The 18,482-nt window shown below is 58.5% G+C and carries 17 protein-coding genes; 3 read left to right on the top strand and 14 right to left on the bottom strand.

Annotated features, from left to right (window positions below; genetic code table 11):
• Positions 1–21: 21 nt before the first annotated feature.
• Genes dmul_RS08285 through dmul_RS08235 form a run of 11 tightly spaced genes read right to left on the bottom strand, consistent with a single transcriptional unit; the run spans position 22 to position 10,685 of the window.
• Positions 22–813, bottom strand: coding sequence for a PASTA domain-containing protein (locus tag dmul_RS08285; protein WP_020875631.1), 792 nt, complete (start codon positions 811–813; stop codon positions 22–24).
• On the bottom strand, positions 810–1,379 hold the full coding sequence (locus tag dmul_RS08280) for a phage tail protein (protein WP_020875630.1): 570 nt from the start codon (positions 1,377–1,379) through the stop codon (positions 810–812). Before dmul_RS08280 ends, dmul_RS08285 begins: the two co-directional genes overlap by 4 nt.
• Entirely contained in the window at positions 1,366–3,969 is a 2,604-nt protein-coding gene (locus tag dmul_RS08275; protein WP_020875629.1) for a putative baseplate assembly protein, read from the bottom strand. The genes dmul_RS08280 and dmul_RS08275 overlap by 14 nt, the downstream gene beginning before the upstream one ends.
• Positions 3,966–4,397, bottom strand: coding sequence for a GPW/gp25 family protein (locus tag dmul_RS08270; RefSeq protein WP_020875628.1), 432 nt, complete (start codon positions 4,395–4,397; stop codon positions 3,966–3,968). The genes dmul_RS08275 and dmul_RS08270 overlap by 4 nt, the downstream gene beginning before the upstream one ends.
• Positions 4,397–4,738 (bottom strand): hypothetical protein, encoded by a 342-nt coding sequence (locus dmul_RS08265; RefSeq protein WP_200809283.1) that lies wholly within the window; start codon positions 4,736–4,738, stop codon positions 4,397–4,399. The genes dmul_RS08270 and dmul_RS08265 overlap by 1 nt, the downstream gene beginning before the upstream one ends.
• Complete coding sequence (locus dmul_RS08260; RefSeq protein ID WP_020875626.1) at positions 4,735–6,306, bottom strand: phage baseplate assembly protein V; 1,572 nt, start codon at positions 6,304–6,306, stop codon at positions 4,735–4,737. The genes dmul_RS08265 and dmul_RS08260 overlap by 4 nt, the downstream gene beginning before the upstream one ends.
• The gene (locus dmul_RS08255) at positions 6,303–7,010 is read right to left on the bottom strand and encodes a CIS tube protein (protein ID WP_020875625.1); all 708 of its coding nucleotides are present in this window, start codon (positions 7,008–7,010) and stop codon (positions 6,303–6,305) included. The genes dmul_RS08260 and dmul_RS08255 overlap by 4 nt, the downstream gene beginning before the upstream one ends.
• Positions 6,989–8,350 carry a hypothetical protein gene (locus dmul_RS08250; RefSeq protein ID WP_020875624.1) on the bottom strand — a complete coding sequence of 454 codons (1,362 nt, stop codon included), beginning with the start codon at positions 8,348–8,350 and terminating at the stop codon, positions 6,989–6,991. Before dmul_RS08250 ends, dmul_RS08255 begins: the two co-directional genes overlap by 22 nt.
• Complete coding sequence (locus dmul_RS08245; protein ID WP_020875623.1) at positions 8,347–8,775, bottom strand: phage tail protein; 429 nt, start codon at positions 8,773–8,775, stop codon at positions 8,347–8,349. Before dmul_RS08245 ends, dmul_RS08250 begins: the two co-directional genes overlap by 4 nt.
• Positions 8,776–8,777: 2 nt before the next feature.
• A complete protein-coding gene (locus dmul_RS08240) occupies positions 8,778–10,001 on the bottom strand; it encodes a phage tail sheath family protein (RefSeq protein ID WP_020875622.1) in 1,224 nt (407 codons plus the stop codon).
• Between the two features lie 9 nt (positions 10,002–10,010).
• Positions 10,011–10,685, bottom strand: a complete 675-nt coding sequence (locus dmul_RS08235) for a Pvc16 family protein (protein ID WP_020875621.1) — start codon at positions 10,683–10,685, stop codon at positions 10,011–10,013.
• A 600-nt stretch (positions 10,686–11,285) separates the two neighbouring features.
• Here dmul_RS08235 and dmul_RS08225 point away from each other — a divergent pair.
• The gene (locus dmul_RS08225; RefSeq protein ID WP_020875620.1) at positions 11,286–11,984 is read left to right on the top strand and encodes a lysozyme; all 699 of its coding nucleotides are present in this window, start codon (positions 11,286–11,288) and stop codon (positions 11,982–11,984) included.
• 84 nt (positions 11,985–12,068) lie between these two features.
• On the opposite strand, the gene dmul_RS08220 is transcribed toward dmul_RS08225, so the two are convergent.
• From dmul_RS08220 to dmul_RS08210, 3 genes are all read right to left on the bottom strand, one after another.
• Positions 12,069–12,848, bottom strand: coding sequence for a DODA-type extradiol aromatic ring-opening family dioxygenase (locus tag dmul_RS08220; RefSeq protein WP_040414347.1), 780 nt, complete (start codon positions 12,846–12,848; stop codon positions 12,069–12,071).
• A gap of 61 nt (positions 12,849–12,909) precedes the next feature.
• Complete coding sequence (locus dmul_RS08215) at positions 12,910–13,863, bottom strand: universal stress protein (protein ID WP_020875618.1); 954 nt, start codon at positions 13,861–13,863, stop codon at positions 12,910–12,912.
• Between the two features lie 109 nt (positions 13,864–13,972).
• Complete coding sequence (locus dmul_RS08210) at positions 13,973–14,776, bottom strand: DUF364 domain-containing protein (RefSeq protein ID WP_020875617.1); 804 nt, start codon at positions 14,774–14,776, stop codon at positions 13,973–13,975.
• A gap of 564 nt (positions 14,777–15,340) precedes the next feature.
• On the opposite strand from dmul_RS08210, the gene dmul_RS08205 reads away from it, so the two are divergent.
• Together dmul_RS08205 and glgP are read left to right on the top strand one after the other, a co-directional pair.
• Positions 15,341–16,519, top strand: a complete 1,179-nt coding sequence (locus dmul_RS08205; protein WP_020875616.1) for an FprA family A-type flavoprotein — start codon at positions 15,341–15,343, stop codon at positions 16,517–16,519.
• Between the two features lie 194 nt (positions 16,520–16,713).
• Positions 16,714–18,444 (top strand): alpha-glucan family phosphorylase, encoded by a 1,731-nt coding sequence (gene glgP / locus dmul_RS08200; protein WP_200809282.1) that lies wholly within the window; start codon positions 16,714–16,716, stop codon positions 18,442–18,444.
• Positions 18,445–18,482 lie beyond the last annotated feature (38 nt).

The raw sequence follows: 18,482 nt of genomic DNA, 5'->3' as shown, positions 1-18,482 counted from the left end.
AGAAGCTTGCCCCCTTCTCCGTCAGTTGTTCACGGGTTCAGGTTCCAGGGAACGATTGAGCACCGACTGGGGTATGGTGACGTGCTTCATCATCTTCACCTCACTCAGGCTCTGCATGGGGATCAGCTTGTCTATGGTGACCCGACTCATGGCGCCCACCCAGAGTTTCACCTCGGTTTTCTCGGGCACCGACGCGCCGGCCTTTGGCTGCTGTTCCAGAACAACGCCGATCTCCCGTGAATTGCCGACCCTTCGGGTAAAAAGGCCGGTTTCGGCATTGAATGCCAGCCGGCTGGTGTTGATCTTCTGAAGCGCGTTGAAGAGGCTTGACTTCTCCAGCTGCGGCACTTCGACCTTGGCTTCCCCCGTAAACATCCAGGTGGCGACGCCGATGACCACCACCAGGACAATCCCCGCGGCAGCGTATGGAATCCATCGCTTTTTTTTCTCGACGGGCGGCGGCACAGGCGTCTTCTCCTCCACCTCGAAGTAGACGTTTTCGCCGTCCACAAATTTTTCCCCGGGGTTGTCGGGGTCGAACACCCGGAGGCGATAGCTGTATTTCCCCGGTTTGCAGCCGTCTGGGACCTGGATGTTGACGACAACCTGGGTCATGGTGTCGGGATCAAGGTCCCGTTCGGTTTCGCCTTCAATGGTGAGCCATGCCGTCTCTGCAGGTGCGTTCGCCGCGACCTGGGTCGAGATCCGAATCCGGGTCTCCATGCTGTTTTTGACGTTGAAAACATGCGCGGCTCTGCCGTCTTTGCCGCACTTGACAACCCCCTTGACCTCCTTGATGGAAACGATACTCATGGCTCCTCCCTTCCCTCTGTGGCCGACCCGCTCTTGAGTTCGTAAGAGACATAGGCCGGTTTTTCCTGTTCAACGATTCTCTCGATCAATGCCCGGTGCGGTTCGGCGTCGTCCGGCATTATGATGCAGACATGGAACGGACGCGGCTGCCCCTCCCCGTCCAGGTTTTCAAGCAACCGGAAGCCGCCCACGCCGGTGGCGATTTCAAGAAAATGCTTCAAGCCCTTGGCCGTCCCCCGCCACTGCGACAGGAAAGCCGCCGATGCGATCAACTCCCGCAGAGATCCGTTGCCCGAGGAGATGGGATCCGCGTTGCGCTGAAATCCCTCGTTTTGTGCACAGTAGAGGGGGAAAAAACGATCCAGATCCATCCAGCAGGCGAGATACGGCACAAACTTGTCCGGTGCGGTGCGGGGATTGAAAAAGGTCGCCAGATCCGCCAGCACCGTTTCCACCGGTTCATGGAGCGACGCCATCACGTCCAACAGGGCATTCAGAGGGCCGCCGTCCCGAAGGGTTCGTTGAAAAAGCTGGGGCAACAATTCCTTGATCTCATTGGATTTCATCTTCGCTTTCCACCTCCAGACGGTGTTCCGCCGAGCAAAAGAGCCACGTGCCGGGCAAGGTTACCCGCTCGACAAATGTGCCGCTGGACACGTGCTCGTAAGCATTGCCCTGGTCGCGGCTCCGATAGATCCCCTCGACGCCTCCGGCAAACAGGCAACCCGTGGCCGAATCCACGGCCAGGGCATCGACAGGCTGGAACAAACGTTCGGGACCCCTCAAGGGCAGGTTGCATTTAATTGTCGGTGCCTCCCATGCAGGTTCGGGGTCCGTGACATCAAGACGCAATACCCCGCTTCGGTGGGAGGCCGCCAGCACCACCGAGCCTCGAAACGCGATCTCACGGCATCCGCCGCCATTCCAATTCCGGTCAAAATGGCGCCATCCCTCCGGGTTCTCCTCCGCTCCCGTCATCCGCCATCGGAAGCAAGCCCTGCCGGGGTCGTTCCCAATGGCTGCCGTGCAGGCCCACAGGTAGCGGTGGGCCCCGTAGTGCTGGAAAGCGACGCGTCGCACCATTTCCCCCTCGAGACCGATGCATCGGTACGTTTCGGTCTTGCCGCCCTCATCGGAAAGATATATTCCCTTTTCTCCCCGGGCGGCCAGCGCCACACTGGTCCCTCCCCAGACGTCCGTCGAAACGGTCACCGCATAAAAGCCCAGAGAGGGCTGATCAGAGGCCACCAGCACCTGGAAAGGTTCGGCATGCTCGTGGATCGCCAGTTCGTAGAGTCCTCGTTCGGTCGCAAGGAGGAGAACCGGAACCGTCTCTCTTACCACCCAGGCCATGGCATCGACCTTGAAGGTCATGCGCAATCCCACCGTCCAGCTCTCCCCGCAGTCGTGTGAGATGTGGATAGCCGATGCATCGGCAGACGCGGTGATCTGGGTGGCGACGGCAAGAAGTCCCGGACGATCCTGAATACCCGTTTCCCGGGGAAATGAGGTCAGTGCAACGACCCGTTCATTGGGGAATCGCCCGATCGACTCCCACCCGTCACCCATGTTGGTGGACCGAAATACCTTTTCGCCCGCCCCCGCATACCAGGTGGCAGGCTGGTATGCATCGGCCGATATGGTGCTGACATCGCGATCCGGGACCTCGTCGACCACCATCCGAATATCCGACACGGCGCTCACGCCCGGTTCCTCATCGATGATCCGGTAGATGTCCCAACGCGTCAAAGGTCGACCGAAAGGCCATCCCTTGCCGTCACCCGCGGTCGAAAGGGGACTGATGGTGCGCCATAGCCGTGCCAGGACACGGTCTCTCACGGCAGAGGGATTCTCTTCGCGATACACGACCAGCCGGGCGTGAACCTTGACCGGCTTGCAGTGAACCCATTTCACGATGCATGTCGTCCCGAGCGGTTTCCGTTCGTCCAGGGCTTTCTGGATCTGTTCGAGGGCTTCCGGGGTCTCGTGCGTGTGGAGATCGTCGATGGTCACGCGATCCCGGACAGGGTCGGGAATATGAGGTACCAACAGCACTTCCACCGTCCCCGGCCGGGCATAGGACCACAGCATCGCCTTGGTGATGGCGTGGGCCCTGTCGACAGCGCCGGAAGATCGCCGGGCAATATGTTCGAAATCCCGCGCCGTCACCGCCCGGTGAAGCGCATGAAGTTCCTGGGGCCCGCGCCGCAGCGCGTTCTCGAGGGATTCGGCATGCCGTCCTCCGGTGGCCGGAAGCGGATTGGTCACGGCCATTCCCGGAATCGGATCTTTGAGGGTCGTCAGCGTATGGGCCATGACATTTCCGGTTGCACCGCCGCCGCACTGGTACCAGATCCGGATCTCCCGATTCGCTGCGGGGAATTCCGCCAAAGCAACGGCGCCGCTATCCAGAAAACCCTCAGCGGTTTTCATGCGGGCGGCGGGGGCGAAAACAATTGCGCCGGTCACCCGGTCGACCGTGTAGACGAATCGGTCATCACCGGTTCCCGAAAAATTCTCCACCTCCCGCCAGATCCGGAAGCTTCTGCCCTCATGAAAAACGAAGGGACCGGAGAGGCTGTCCTGCTCCTCGACCGTCGCCTCGACGCCCACTACCAGGTCGTTCGATCCTGCTGTCGGGGCGATCATCGGAGGGCGAGAGACGTTAACCACCAGGCCGGGCAGACCCGTACCGGTACCGACCGGTTCTGCATCGACAAGATCGCAGTGGCGCGCGGAGATCTCAGCAATGGTGACGCCGGGGGCGAGGACAGTCGTCTCGAGGGTCGCGAATACCGGGGGCTCGACGCCGGCGTCGGCCCTCGCGGTCGTCACCCGGGTCCCCCGGGGGATCTCTACAGGTCGTTCCTGGGGCCGGTTCAATGTAAAGCGAAGCGTGACGTTCGCCGCTGACGGCGGTTGAAGGCGAAGCCCAATGAGACGGAGAAGTTCGATGTAGATCTTTTCCGGAAGTCGATTCAGTCGGTAGAGCAGGATATCGGTGAGATAGGCAAAGGTTTCGACAAGCACCATACCCGGATCCCCGGGAGAAAGATCCGTCCAATCGGGGCAGCGCCGGGCAATCCGTCGTCGGGCTTCCTCGACCAGATCCTCAAACCGTCGATCATCCAGATTGGGGGTTTTAATCGACATCATGATACGTCCTCCGCCATGAACACAGGTATGACCAGACTTTCCCGATGCCCGGTTCGCCGCAGGCGATACTCCAGGCGGATATCCATCCGTTCGGGATCATCGACACCCGCCACGGCATCCAGAAAGAGGATCTCGACGCGGGGCTCCCATCGGGTGATGGCCCTGCGCACATAGAATATCGCCAGACCGTGGGTGGTGGCGTCATTGGGCGAAAACACCAGCTGCCGGAGGCTGCATCCGTAATCGGGTCGCATCACCCGCTCCCCCGGGGTGGTGGTGAGCAGCATCAGGATCGACTGTCGCACCGAGGCGTCACCGGAGATCAAGGCGATGCCCCCGGTGCTGGCGATCTGGATGCCGGAAAACAGTCTGCTCTCGTCGAAGTCCGGGTGCAAAAACCGCATGCTTCGGGAAACAAAAGATGTCATCAGCGCTCTCCTGCGATATCCTGACCGGGGTCTCGAACCGTATAGGTCACCGCTCCCGGCGGGGTGCCGTCGGTCAGGCCCGTCACCGTATCCAGACAGATCCGACGCCCCTCGATGCAAAGCAGGTCCGAGTATCCTTCCCGGACTTTCAGCGTGAGGCCGCAGGCCTTGATCCCCGGTGCAACGTTTGGGCAGCCGGAAATGGAACGCCCCTCAGGGTCGGTTTCCACCAACACCCGATCGTTCGCGATGGTTACCAGGGTCTGGGTGGGCTCGACAGCCACGGTGCCGTTGTCGTGATCGCAGGCCAGCCTCGCTTTTTCCGTCAGAAGATACATCATGACCTCTCAAAATCGATATGATTGCCGCTGATGGTGACCTTTCTTCCGGGAGCGGAGATGTCGAGATCGGCCGTCGAGACGATTCTGCACTTTCCCGTCGAAAGCGTTATGTGACTCCCGCGGCTGTCGGCCATGAGAATCTCTTCCGGCGACATCGCGATACGGTCGCCTTCTCCGTTTTCGACATCCACCGTCTTTGTTTCGTCATCGAGCCGAACGCGAAGGCCGCCGGGCGTCATTACGCTGAAGCGTCGAACGGCCCCGTCCGAAACCCCGGTATCCAGGGGGGCGGAAAGACTGTAAAGCCCCCCGATAACGACACCCTGGGCAGGGTCGCCGTTAATGAGGACCACCAGCACCCGGTCGTTGACGTCGGGAAGCGCCATCATCCCCTTGCCCGGCCCGGCGCCGGGGCTTACCACGTTGAACCATCCGGCTTCGACATCGCCGTAATTGGGCAGCACGACACGGACACGCCCCATCCCCTCGGGATCGTCGACACGGCTGACCACCCCAAGGGTGGCCGAAGTGCCGCGGGCGTGAAAGCGACCGGGCGGGGGCGATGTATCCAGTTCCGAAACGTACCCCTTCCGCCGATCGATGATATGACGCACCGCCGTGAGTACGTAACGCCCCGCCAGGTGCGGCGCCACCCCCGAAACATCGACGGGGGTGCCGGGTCTCAGTCTTGCGTCGCCCTCGGCGATTCCCCGGAAAACGACTTCCCGGGCAGCCCGCCGATCCAACTCGGCCTGAGCAATGCCTTCGGCATGGAGATCTTCCTGAACCGGCGTATCGACAAGGGTGCGTCGGGGCAATCCGCCGACCTGCTCGGGAAAGACCGCTGCCGGGACGTTCCGCCCGATACGCGCCCGACTGGCGGATCCGACGACCGGCGTCGCCCGATGGGGGTCCCACCCCCGGGCTTCGACGATCCGGCAGGCGGTTTCCGCATTGATCTCGACACGGGCTTCGATCAAAGCGGCTCCCAGCTCAAGGGGAAGGGCCGTACCAAAACCGTCCAGGGTCGTCAGGTGCAAAGCCGATCCCCGGAGGGTGAAATACTGGCCGCATCGCTCGCCGATCTCCGCCAGGAGATCCAGATCCGACTGACCGTACTGGAAGAGCTCCTGCCAAACCGGACCGGGGTCGACGGTCGACACCGAAAACCCGAGGTCTGAAACCAGGGTCCGCGCCAGCTCGACGAAATTGACCTGTACGTGGGATCGGACCGGCTGACGCTTTCGCAGCCGGTGAAGCATATCATACCCCCTCATGTAGACCCGCCGCTCCCCTCCCGGGCCGTAATCGTATTCCACCGCCGTGAGTTCACCCTCGAAAAGGAACGGGTCGAGACCTTCGACGCGAATGCGAAGGGCGGTGCCCGGCCCCACTGCGGCGGCGCCGACCACGGCGCCTTCAGGCTCGTAAAAGGCCAGTTCGCACACCGTCGGAAGAGAGAGTGCCTGGTAAACGCGGACCTCGCCCATGGACCGGACATCCGATTCCGCAAGACGGAGCCCGTCCATCTCAACGGTCACGGCGGGGATGACGGCAGGGGCGCTCACAACAGTGCCTCCAGTTTCTCCAGGGGTGGAATGTCGAGCATCTTCCCAGCCGGCATATGAAGGGGGTCGTCGATGTTGTTGTGGGCCATCAGGGCCCGCACCAGCGAGGGGTCGCCGTAGCATTGGGCGGCGATCTGGTCCGGTCGTTCATTTCCCTTCACCTCGTGGGATTCAAGTGGGCGCGTTGACCCGTAAGGACCCGTCACCCCGTCGGCGACCGCCCGACGTTCAGGGACCGACGGCGCCACGGGTTCGGCAACTCGACGAAAGCGTAACCGCATCCAGGACCGCCGGGGCACACCGTCGGCATTGAAATATTCAAATCGCTCGGCAACGGATGTGATGATACCGGGCAGATGCCAGCTCTTGCCCCACACAAAGCGGCATATGGGGGGGGTGCCGTCGGCGCTGTTCTCGGAAAGCCGCCAGATGGGTCCTGTCAGGTCCCTAACGTCGTTCACGCTCATGGACGAGCCGGACGAGCCCGCCAGCGAAACATCGAAAAGCAGGTTGAAGGTCAACTCGGTAAGGCCGCCGCCGCGACAGAGCAATTGATCGTCGTACCGGCCCGTACCGGCTGCGATGCCGCCGGCGTCATGCCGGGTGACGACGCCGGCTTGGCGACGAAACAGGAGGCTCTCGGGATTCAGCAGGCACCCGATCCGCTCACCAGTCCTCTCGATCAAAAAGGCCACGCGTTCCATATTTCCCCCTCCTGTTCTTTTTCGAGCCGCTGCAGCCGAACATGCTCGCGGAGCGCCGTCCTGAAGGCTTCACGCGCCGCCCGGTCCTCATGCTTCCTCCCCCGTGTCTGGGTTTCATCGAGCAGCAGGGGCCAGAGACCGGATCGATCATCGGCGCCGCTCCTGATGGGCTCCTCGTCCGGCAGCCGGGGCCAAGGCCGGTCTTCGAATTGGACAGCACCGTCGTCCCGGCCGCCGGGCTCTGCATCCGATCGACCGTGGTGCATCGATATCGGGTCCGCTCGCCCGTTTTCGTCGGCCTCCGTGTGAATCAAAACGATGTTCGCTTCGGATCCCGGGAAGATCTTTTCATCGTCGTGAAACTCTTTCGACGCTTTCCCGGACGGACTGAGGCGTGAAATTCGTTCAGCGTCCGCCGGTGCCTCCCGCCGGCGCCGGTGAAACCTTGCGGCCGTTGGAAGCGCACCGTTCTTTTTCAAGGCATCGGCGGATCTCCGGTTATCAGGTTCCGCCGAAGGGGATTCCCCGTCCTCGACAAAAACGCTTTTTGTCGTGCCGGCCTGCGCCCTTGAGACATCGGCGTCATGCCCCGATGCCTCGGCGGACGGCGAACCGGTTATATGCCGCCGCGAGACGGACATTCCCTCCGAACTCAGGGCTGAGACAAGTTTCGGATTCCACCGACGGCTTTCATCGCCCGACCGATCCCAACTCTCATCTCTCGTCCCGTCGTTGTCCGGGCTGTAAGGTGATGACGTTTGCTCCGCTTGGATTTCCGGCGTGGATACAGGTCCTCGGCCGGCACTCGTTCCCGTCACGGCATTCAGTGGGACAGCGCTTTTCCCAAGGGTCTGTTCCGGTTTTTGGGGGATCCGGATCGCGTGTTCCGAAAAGCGTTCCCGGCCGATATCCGATCCGCGATCCTCTTTGAATATCCTCCCGCGCTCCTCAGCCATTCCGTCTTTCCGCCCGCCGTCATCGCCTGAAACCGACAGCGCTTCGACCCCGTGGTCCCCCATCTTCCCGGGCAGATCACCCTCTGCCCGCTCTGCTCGCCCGAAGGCAGACCGATCATGAAACACTTCGCCCCGTATGGGCGGCAGCAGCAGTTCGGGTGCATACCGACTCACCCGGTCGACCCAGTGCCTGGGCGGTCCTCCGGTAGCTTCTTCGGTCGGAAGCATCGCGGCAGGAGGCTTATCAGGGTCGACGGATCTTTTCTCAAAACCCGACTTCTTCCTCTCGTCGATCTCGGTCAGTCTCCGGGCCAGACCGAAAATACCGCGGTGAACGGCAAGGACTGCGGCAAACAGCAGTTTTCGAAGGGAGTCGGCCGTCATGCCCGCTCAATCCCTTCATGGACCAGGGTAAGGGTTTCATAGGCAACCTCCTGCCCAAGGGCATCCAACCTTGCCCCGCGCCATGCCCTCGGCCAGCAGCTATGGAGATTCCAGCGGGTATTCTCCTGTTGCCCATCCGGCTTCAGAAGAATGATCGAGATCTCCTTTCTCTCGACGTTTCCGGCAGCCGCACTCATCAGCCAGGTCCAGAGTTCGGTGGAATCGCTCATTCCCCATTTGAGGGTCACGTCGCCGTATTCCACCCTTCCCGGCAGTTTCCGGACCGCTGCCGCGCCGCCTCCTTCCCGGTACGAAATCGCCTCCACCGAGACGCTCAATCCGCTGACCTCGGTGAAATACCCCACCGTTACGTTCTGGATGTCCAACACGAAATTATATGACCGATAGATATCCATATCCGGCATGATCATCCTCCTTCACTTTCGGTTTGTCCGCCGCCCGCCGCCGCTTCTTCGGTTCCGGCACCGCCGATCCATTGACCAATGCGGAAGATGATAAATTCTGCAGGCTTGACAGGAGCGATCCCGATCTCCGTCACCAGTCTTCCGGCGTCGATGACATCAGGCGGATTGGTCTCCTCGTCGCATTTCACGAAAAACGCCTTTTCAGGGGAGTCTCCCTTCAGGGCGCCGTCGCGCCATACGGTCGTCAAAAATGCCCGAACGTTCCTCTCGATGGTTTTCCAGCTCCGAGCGTCATTGGGTTCGAAGACAACCCAGCGCGTCCCGGCGTCGATGGATTCCTCGATCATATTGAAGAGGCGACGGACATTGATGTAGCGCCACTCGCTCGACTCGCCGGCCAACGTCCGGGCGCCCCACACGCGAATACCGGCATCGGGGAAAAAGCGAATGCAGTTGACGCCGGCACGGTTGAGTTCGCCCTGCTCCTCCCGCGTGACCTTGTACACGAGGTCCAGCGCCCCCCGAACCACTTCGTTGGCAGGGGCTTTGTGAACCCCTCGCCGGGCGTCGGTTCTGGCATAGATGCCCGCGACATGACCGGAGGGCGGTGTTCTGACGATTTTTTTGGGGTCAAAGGGATCCGGCGCTTCAATCCACGGGAAATAGTAGGCGGCAGAGACCGTCTCACGAGCCCGAAGTCCTGATTTTTCGCCGCTCTGCTCTCCATCGGAGAGGGATCCCGATGTGCACACCTTCTTGAGAAGGTCGATGTCATCCACCTCCGCCGGGGCGTCAAGGATGGCGAAGCGGTCCCCCATCTTTTCGCAATGGGTGATGATAGCCTCATAGGAGAGCGGATCGGCATATCCGGGCGCCGCGATGATTTTCGCCTCGTCGACGGTTTCCAGCGCCGCAATGCCCTCACGGCGCCGTGGATCTCCGGCGATGGGGTTCCCACTGCCGACGTTGAGGACATAGCACCGCGAACCGCCGTTGGCGAAAAAGCCCATTACGGCCCGGGCGAGGTCGGTGCCGGGGGAATCCTGTTTGGTGAATTTACGGATGAACTGTGACGGGTTGTTGATGGCGACGGGTTCGTTGAGGTAGGCGTCGGCATAGGGCGCCTCCCCCAGAAAGGCGGCGGTGCTGGTACCTACGGGCATGATCCGCTTCGCACCTGTGGCCACCTCCTCGATGTAGATGCCGGGTGTCATGTAGGTTGGCATGTCAACCTCCTATAAATCGATGTGGATAATCAACTTTTCTTCAATCATCTCCGTTGACGCAATCTCCCTGACCACCTCTCGTCCCCGAGCCTCCACATGGAGCTTCAACATCCCCTGGGAAAGCAACGGGACGCTTTCGAAAGCGAACCGGCCGCGGGAATCGGTGGTCGTGATGAGTTTGCAGGCGGGGAGGGAGATGCGGGCGTTGTCGATGGGCTGGTCCGCCGGCCCGATCACGATCCCCTCCATCGCGGAAATCGAGGTGCGGCGAATCTCCATCGGGCCCCTGACCCTGTGCGTCGTGAGGTCCGTCCGTTCGACGCGCAGGGGAAGCCGGATCTTGAACGAGGGGCGGGGCTTGATCCCGAATGCGGACCACGTCTGGGCGGGCACCTCCGCCAGATCCACCTCGAATTCGGGGTGCTCCATCGCGGCGAAAAGCAGTCGGCTCAACATCTTGTGGGCTTCCAGAGGCTCTTCGGACCAGACGGTCAACAGGTAGCACAGCATCACCTGCAGGGGCGCCCTGCGGGTGACGTGGGCCGGAGACGACGGCAGAATATCCGTCAGGTAGACCCCGACGGTGTCGGTGTCCTTTTTCTCCGGCGCGCCCAACCAGACCTTCACGTCTCCCAGGATATCGCCGACCCATTCCGTCAGTTTTCTGTCAATACGTTCAATCATATCGCATCCACACGGTTTAAGGATTGATGATTGAGATAATCGGAACTTCCCGACACGCCTACAGTGTATAGAATGGTTGAAGGATGGTTTTTGGATAACCGCTTGAAGCGGAATTCTGCTGCAAGCCCCGGATGATGATGACGGCAGCGTATTTGAAGTTAACCGGAAGAAGATGAAATAAATTGCGTTGTGTCTTGGAGGCGCGGGAATCTGTCGGTCTGAGTATGGCCAAAGACGGTTTCCAATGCCGTTTGACACGCTTTTTTTCTCATGGAACAGCCAAGCGCTTTTTTTATAAAGAATAATATGAGCACACTTTTCCTTATAGACAACCGTCCCCCCCAAAATTATATTGACGTTATGGTTTCGAAACAGCCGATCAGACTGCCGGTTGCGCTCTCGAAAAATGATTCGGAATACCGTTTCTCCCGCCCCTTCCGTCATCGCTTTTATCATCTGCATGCAACACTCGGCCGCTGCGGCTGAGGCTGTCCGAAAGCAGTAGAATTTTTGCAAACACCGCATTCCCCGCAGCCGGGAAAAAATGACGATCAACGCGATACACAACATCCACACTTAAATTTCAGGAGGGCCCTCAAAATGAAACGTCTTCAGATCCTGACCTTTATCATCCTCACAGGAGCCGTTGCCCTGACATGGACATGTCGACATATCGATACCACCACCTATTTGTCTATCGATAAAATAACGGCCGGCATATTTCTGGAACCCGAAGAACGCGCCGTGTTGCCGCCCGGCGTCGAGCTTCGCGGCATTTATGACAGGGGGCTTCAGCTGACCAAGGATTCGGAAGGCTTCAGAAGTCATCTTTACAATGATGCGGCGAGATATTGTACCATCGCTTACGGCCACCTGGTCAAGTTGGCCCCCTGCGACGGCAACGAACCCGAACACTTTCTCGACGGTGTGACGGAGCCCGAAGGGGCCGACATTCTCCGCGACGACATGGAAATTGCTGAGCGGGTGGTCCTGACAGCAGTGGACGTGGAACTGACCGACGGCCAGTATGCCGCGCTATGCGATTTCGTTTACAACGTCGGCGGCGGTAATTTCCGGCGCTCCACTCTGCTCAAGGTCGTTAATCGGAACGATTTTGACGGGGTGCCCTTCCAGCTGCGCCGCTGGGTGAAAGCCGGCGGCCGTGAATTGGCCGGACTCAGGAAGCGCCGGGAGCGGGAGATCGAACTCTTTTTCGAGAACCTCGAAATCCCCAGGGCTCTGCCTCCGGCCGAGGTGGACCTGTCGCCCATCGACATCCGGCAGGGGGAGCCGTCGTGATGGGCCCGGCGACGCATGGGGAGTGGGAATTCAGCCCCATTTGCAATCACCCGTTTCGTCGCTTCTGAGGCGAATGCCGTCACCTCACGCCTCTCCCCACAGATATGCGGCCATGGAGAGGGTCCCGTACATAAATCCCTGGTGAATCCGCCGGGCGCCGGTGCCCCCGCCGGCGCCCATAGCGACGAAAAAAGGCAGAAAATGTTCGGCCGGATAGGGGTGGCATCGGTCGGGCTCGGGAGCGCGTTTCCTGTACTCCAGTAGGACTTCGACCTCTCCCCCGGTTGCAGCGGCCGCAAGCCATTCGTCGAAACGGCTGACATAGTCCGGCGGTGGTGCATCCAGTGGATATCCGCCGATTTCGTCCAGGTTGTGGACGGCCCCGCCGCTGCCCATGACGAGGATGTCCTTTTCCCGAAGCGGCGTGAGGGCCTCGCCAAAGCGGTAATGCCAGGCCGCGTCCGTTTCCGTCTGAACCGACACCTGCACCACAGGGATGCCGGCATCGGGGAACGCCATCATCAAGGGGATCCAGGCGCCATGGTCGAGGCCGCGATCCGGAGCCGCTGCGCCTGCGATACCGTTTTTCGCCAGCAACGTCAGGATCTCGGCGGCCAATGCCGGCGAACCCGGGGCGGCGTATCGAAGGTTGAACAGGGCTGGGGGCCCGCCGAAATCATGGATGGTGACAGGCGCTGCGCCCGCCGAAACCAGGGGCCGCCAGGCCTCCCAGTGGGCGGATGCGCAGACAACGGCCTTCGGCCGAGGCAGGCGTTCGCCCAGGGCTCTCAGAAAAACCGCCGTTGGGTTTTCCATCAGGGCAATAGCCGGCGGACCGTGGGATATAAAGAGTGTGGGCATCATCTTTCGGAATTTTTCAACCCTCTCATGAGCAATGAAAAAGCCGGCTCCCGGCGGCAACGACTCAGTTGACCAGACAAATGACAAACGCACGACCGCTCAGGAGCACCTTGTTGGCCTTGCTCCCGAGACCAAACTCCCTGATGTCCTTGTAACCTCTGCGTCCGATAACCAGAATGCCATGGTTGCCCTGCTCCAGTTCCAGGAGGATATCCCTGGCAATACCTTTTTGTTGCGGTTGAAACCTGAACACCACGTTCCGCTCCGGAACGCCCGCTGCGACCAGCTTTTGTTTGGCGTCGTCGGCCGTTGCCTTGACCTTGTCTGTATACTCTTTCAGCCATCGCGCTATTTTCTCATGCTTTTCATCCTCTTCCATATCCTTGATGTCCTCTGAACTCCAATATTGAGGCGGTATGGGTGGAATCACATGAAAAAATGTAAATTTGCTCTCCTTGAGATGGGAAAAATATCGAACCGTGTAGTCCACAACCCTCTGGCTGATGGGTGCGCCGACAAGGCCGATCAGAACGTTGTTGGAGCAGATTCGAGGATCGATGACCCAGAGTGCCAGATCATCCGCCGACTGGACGAGACGGTATGTGACCGATCCGATCAGCTTGCGCGATATGGTCGATTTTCCCCATCGCGACACGGCGATGGTCTCGATCCCTTCGTTATCGGCCGCCTTTAGCATGGCGTCGGCAGGGTCACCGCATTTTTTGTCCAGAACGGTTGACGTTTTTCCGGGATCGAATCCGGATTCCGCCAGGACCTCTTCGGCTTGTTCCAGAACCGTCCGTGCTTTCAAATCCCAGCGCTCCCGATACTTTTCCAAGGCACGGGGTTCTTCACCGATGGATTCGAGAAATGCGGAAAAATCCGGTTCGGCGACGCCGTGAAATACTGTTATCTTCAGATTTTCATTTTTTTTTAACAAACCGCCTATCTCCGATAAGGCCTGCCGGGCAAAATCGGAGTCATCGATCCCAAATAAAACGCTCTGCCCTTTGTTCATAGCTTTTTCCTCCATTGATTAGACACCCCTGATCCATTTTTTTTCACGCACGGTCCATCAATCACATCACAGGGTTCCCAGCGCTTCCAGACTCTCTGAAAAGGGGCTTTCAGCCCTGTTTTTCCCATTGCGCGAAGATCACCCCACCGTTCTTTTTGATTTTCTTGAAAGGCAGGCCGGCATGAATCCCCAGGGCCACTTTCTCCATGTCTGTCACCACCGAGCCGCAAAGATAGTCCGCCCCCCGGCTGAAGAGTGCAGCCGAACAAGGGGTGGTGGGGCCGACAATCACGGTGATCGCCTGGGGAGCCCTGGAGAGGAACCAGGCCATACTGCGGGTCAACAGGGCAGTTCCGGTGACGGCCAGGACATCCAATTCGGCGAGTCGACGCTCCCACTGATGACGGGGAACGGCATCCGCGACATCCCTCAGTTCAAACAGATGAAAGGTACCTACGCGCTTTTTCAGGGATTCAATAAAAGGGAATTGACCCACAAGACCTGTAATCTTATTTTTGCCGAGTCCGGCAATCAGATCATCCGCCGGAAAATTGGACGGTTCAACATCCGTTGGATCGGGCGTATTGGCGGCATTCAACGCGGCAAAGCCGAGGGAAACGGCAAAGGGAGACGGTCTGCGGATCAGGGCGGCCACTTCCCTGAGCGGTTTTGCCGTCATTTGATGAACCAACGTCTTTTCGTGCTCCCGGGGCCTCGACCCCAGCAGGGAGGAAAGCCCCATGCGACCGGCGGCCGTCACCGCGATAAATTTCGGGCCTGCGATGATCTTATCCACGATGGCATCAGGCCGGATAAGGGATGAGAGCAGGCAGTCGGCCAGTTGTCTTTCTTCACCCTCGAGAGGGCGGTCGAGAGCGTCTTCCGTGATTTGAGGACATGAATCAGCGTTCATTTGGATTTCCCCGTACTTTTTTTGAAGCACAATTCACAGATGCTTCTGGTGGTTTGTATGTAATCTTTTTGAAACACATCTCCGTCTATTTCTCAAGGATTTTATCGCCGCGATACGTGTACGTGGTTAATTCGTTCATCTATCTCATATTTTGATGAAGGCCGGCCCTGAGCCCGCCGAAACCGTTCAGGAGCGTACCCCAAGCATACAACTTATGGATTTAAAAAATAAATTTATTTTATATCAACGCGTATTTTTTTCTTGACAACTCCCGTTCTTCTTCTTTAAGTGAATTCATATTCACATTCAAAAACCCCGAGGATGGGGCAGCCTTGCCGTTTTTACCGGTGATCTTTCGCCGCGTTCGAGCGGCACGAAAACTCACCACTGAACGGGATCGCTTCCATTCTGCCGGCACCGCGTTACAGCAACCGTCATGAAAGCCTCAGGCTGCGCCCGGAACATATAACAGTTCAACTTTCGACTATCATGATCGTGACCGGAAAGCGGTGCCGGCCTCTGAAAGTCGAAAGTTGGTAACAGATAACGAAAGGCGATTGGGTCATGCAAAAAAGAATGGTAATGGAAAAAATTTACTGGCTGGGTGCAGTCGATTGGGATCGGCGACTTTTCGATTCCCTCATTCCGCTTCCTGACGGCACCACTTACAATGCATATCTGATCGAAGGGAGTGAAAAAACCGCATTGCTGGACACCGTCGATCCATCGATGGCAGAGACGTTGATGGCGCAGCTCGACGGGGTGGATAAAATCGATTTTATCGTTTCTCATCATGCCGAGCAGGACCATTCCGGCAGCATTATCCGTGTCCTCGAAAAATTTCCGGAGGCCAAGGTGGTGGTGACGTCCAAGGGCAAAAACCTGCTGATGGATCTGTTCGCCATCAACGAATCCAGCTTTGTCACCGTGGCGGACGGCGAAACGATTTCTCTGGGAGACAAGACCCTCAAATTCATTCACACTCCATGGGTCCATTGGCCGGAAACGATGGTGACCTATCTGCAGGAAAACAAACTGCTTTTCAGTTGCGATTTTTATGGCTCACATATCGCTTCCGGCGATCTCTTCGTGACCGATCAAGGACGCGTGAATGAAGCCGCCAAACGCTATTTTGCTGAAATCATGATGCCCTTTCGAAGCATCATCGAAAAAAACATGCAAAAGCTCGAAGCGTATGACATTCAAATGATCGCCCCCAGTCACGGCCAGATTTACGATCGTCCGGCCTGGATCATGGACGCTTACCGGGATTGGGTCTCGGGACCCCCGCACAACCTTGTCGTTTTGCCCTTTGTCTCCATGCACGGCAGCACGAGACAAATGGTCGACCGTTTGACTTCCGCTCTCGTCGCGGAAGAGGTCCGGGTCGAGATGTTCAACCTGGCGGTCACGGATATCGGCAAACTCGCCATGGCCCTGGTGGATGCGGCTACCGTGATCATCGGGGTTCCTACCGTTCTTGCCGGCCCCCATCCCCTCGCCGCCTATGCGGCACTCCTGGCTAATGCCTTAAAGCCCAAGGTCAAGTTCCTGTCCATTATCGGGTCCTACGGCTGGGGGGGAAAGACCGTGGAAACCCTGTCGGCTATGATCCCCAACCTCAAAGCCGAGATTCTGGATCCGGTAATGTGCAAAGGCGCCCCTTCAGCACCGGATTTGAATGCCTTGGACCGGTTGGCCGCCACGATCGCAAAAAAACACAAAGAAAACAAATTTCAATGATGTCCGCATCCCGGCGGCCTCGGGCATCAAATATGAAAATTTGAGACAAAATCTATTGCAGAAACGCCTGAAAGCGGGATATGTCATAACTGACAACCGGTCGAAAGACATCTCGACAGCGGCAGCATCGGAACGGATACGCTACAGCGGACCGCCATTATTTTTTCCCTGTCCACAAGACAAATAGGAGAATCATGATGAATCCGTATTCGATATACACTCCCCAGGATCGAAAGGTCGCCTATTTTTCCATGGAGGTCGGCCTTCAACCTGAAATCCCCACCTATTCCGGCGGTCTGGGCATTCTCGCCGGCGATACGCTCAAATCTTTCGCGGACCTGAGTGTCCCGGCCATAGGGGTCACGCTCCTATACACCAAAGGCTATTTTCATCAGGAAATCGACTCCGATGGAAATCAGATCGAAGTGCCGGTGGAATGGGACCCATCGAATTTCATGACGTTGCTGACCGAAAAAGTCACCGTTGACATCGAAGGCCGCTCCGTCCTGGTCCAGGCCTGGGTCTACCCGGTGAAGGGCATCACCGGATATACGGTTCCAGTGCTGTTTCTCGACACCAATCTCGCTGCAAATGAACCCGAAGACCGGGAAATCAGCGCTTATCTTTACGGCGGCGACGAGCGGTACCGACTCAAACAGGAAGTCGTGCTGGGATTCGGCGGGGCGCATATGCTTCAGATTCTTGATCACGACAACCTCCAAGCCTATCACATGAACGAGGGTCATGCGGCGCTGCTGACCCTCGAACTGATGGACCGCTACCAACAAGACCTGGACAAGGTCAAAGCGCTGTGCGTTTTTACCACCCATACGCCGGTGCCGGCCGGACATGACACCTTCGACGTGGACACGGTCCGGGATGTTTTGCGGGATCGTTTCCATTTTGAGGATCTAGGCCACAGCAACATCATCGACACCGACGGTCGTCTGAACATGACCTACCTGGCGCTCTACCACGCGGAATATATCAACGGCGTCGCCCAGAAACATGGAGAGATTTCTCAGAAAATGTTTCCGGAATACCGGATCGACGCCATCACCAACGGCATCCACATCCGCACATGGATCTGCGACAGCATGGCCGCCGTCCTCGACAGCCATATTCCAAACTGGCGGCAGGATTCCTATGCCCTCCGGAATGCACTGGATATCCCCCGGGTAGAGATCTGGGAGGCGCATCAAGCCGCCAAACGGGAGCTTTTCGATTTCATCGAGGCCCAATACGGGATTTCGATGGATCCCGATGTTCTGACCATCGGGTTTGCACGGCGCGCGGCCGCCTACAAAAGAGCCACCCTGCTGTTGCGGGACACCGAACGTCTCAAAAAAATCGCATCCCGATCCGGACGGCTTCAGATCCTCTATTCAGGAAAGGCGCATCCCGCCGATGCTGAGGGTAAAGCCCTCATCCAGGAGATCCATCAAGCCGGCGGCCAACTGAACGACGATATCAAAATGGTCTATATTCCCAATTACGACATGTATCGGGCGAAATTTCTGGTGTCCGGGGTCGATATCTGGTTAAACACCCCCATGCGTCCGCTGGAGGCTTCGGGAACATCAGGCATGAAAGCGGCCGCCAACGGCGTGGTCAATTTTTCAGTGCTGGACGGCTGGTGGATCGAAGGCTACATCGAGGGTGTGACCGGCTGGTCCATCGGCCCGAGACGTGTCAAAACCGAGACGGGCCCGGCCATTCACGATGTCCGGGAGACCTCGGCGGCATACGATGCCCTGGATGCCGATGATCTTTACGGCAAGCTGGAGCATCAGATTCTGCCGTGCTTTTACGAAGACCGCTCCCGCTGGATGAATATGATGGCCTACAACATCGCTTTGAACGGTTCTTTTTTCAATACACACCGAATGGTCGCCCAATATGTACTGGAAGCCTATTTTCAATGACGGTTCGACATCGATGTGTACGCATCCCGGGTCGCCGG

Origin of the sequence: Desulfococcus multivorans, assembly GCF_001854245.1 — a bacterium.
In the GTDB taxonomy this organism is placed as follows: Bacteria; Desulfobacterota; Desulfobacteria; order Desulfobacterales; family Desulfococcaceae; genus Desulfococcus; species Desulfococcus multivorans.
This window is presented reverse-complemented; position numbering and strand designations above follow the sequence as displayed.

What these genes read in the sequence shown, in the direction of transcription:
- dmul_RS08285 (WP_020875631.1), bottom strand. Translation starts at nt 813, where the DNA reads ATGAGTATCGTTTCCATCAAGGAGGTCAAGGGGGTTGTCAAGTGCGGC.
- dmul_RS08280 (WP_020875630.1), bottom strand. Translation starts at nt 1,379, where the DNA reads ATGAAATCCAATGAGATCAAGGAATTGTTGCCCCAGCTTTTTCAACGA.
- dmul_RS08275 (WP_020875629.1), bottom strand. Translation starts at nt 3,969, where the DNA reads ATGATGTCGATTAAAACCCCCAATCTGGATGATCGACGGTTTGAGGAT.
- dmul_RS08270 (WP_020875628.1), bottom strand. Translation starts at nt 4,397, where the DNA reads ATGACATCTTTTGTTTCCCGAAGCATGCGGTTTTTGCACCCGGACTTC.
- dmul_RS08265 (WP_200809283.1), bottom strand. Translation starts at nt 4,738, where the DNA reads ATGATGTATCTTCTGACGGAAAAAGCGAGGCTGGCCTGCGATCACGAC.
- dmul_RS08255 (WP_020875625.1), bottom strand. Translation starts at nt 7,010, where the DNA reads ATGGAACGCGTGGCCTTTTTGATCGAGAGGACTGGTGAGCGGATCGGG.
- dmul_RS08250 (WP_020875624.1), bottom strand. Translation starts at nt 8,350, where the DNA reads ATGACGGCCGACTCCCTTCGAAAACTGCTGTTTGCCGCAGTCCTTGCC.
- dmul_RS08245 (WP_020875623.1), bottom strand. Translation starts at nt 8,775, where the DNA reads ATGCCGGATATGGATATCTATCGGTCATATAATTTCGTGTTGGACATC.
- dmul_RS08240 (WP_020875622.1), bottom strand. Translation starts at nt 10,001, where the DNA reads ATGCCAACCTACATGACACCCGGCATCTACATCGAGGAGGTGGCCACA.
- dmul_RS08235 (WP_020875621.1), bottom strand. Translation starts at nt 10,685, where the DNA reads ATGATTGAACGTATTGACAGAAAACTGACGGAATGGGTCGGCGATATC.
- dmul_RS08225 (WP_020875620.1), top strand. Translation starts at nt 11,286, where the DNA reads ATGAAACGTCTTCAGATCCTGACCTTTATCATCCTCACAGGAGCCGTT.
- dmul_RS08220 (WP_040414347.1), bottom strand. Translation starts at nt 12,848, where the DNA reads ATGATGCCCACACTCTTTATATCCCACGGTCCGCCGGCTATTGCCCTG.
- dmul_RS08215 (WP_020875618.1), bottom strand. Translation starts at nt 13,863, where the DNA reads ATGAACAAAGGGCAGAGCGTTTTATTTGGGATCGATGACTCCGATTTT.
- dmul_RS08210 (WP_020875617.1), bottom strand. Translation starts at nt 14,776, where the DNA reads ATGAACGCTGATTCATGTCCTCAAATCACGGAAGACGCTCTCGACCGC.
- dmul_RS08205 (WP_020875616.1), top strand. Translation starts at nt 15,341, where the DNA reads ATGCAAAAAAGAATGGTAATGGAAAAAATTTACTGGCTGGGTGCAGTC.
- glgP (WP_200809282.1), top strand. Translation starts at nt 16,714, where the DNA reads ATGATGAATCCGTATTCGATATACACTCCCCAGGATCGAAAGGTCGCC.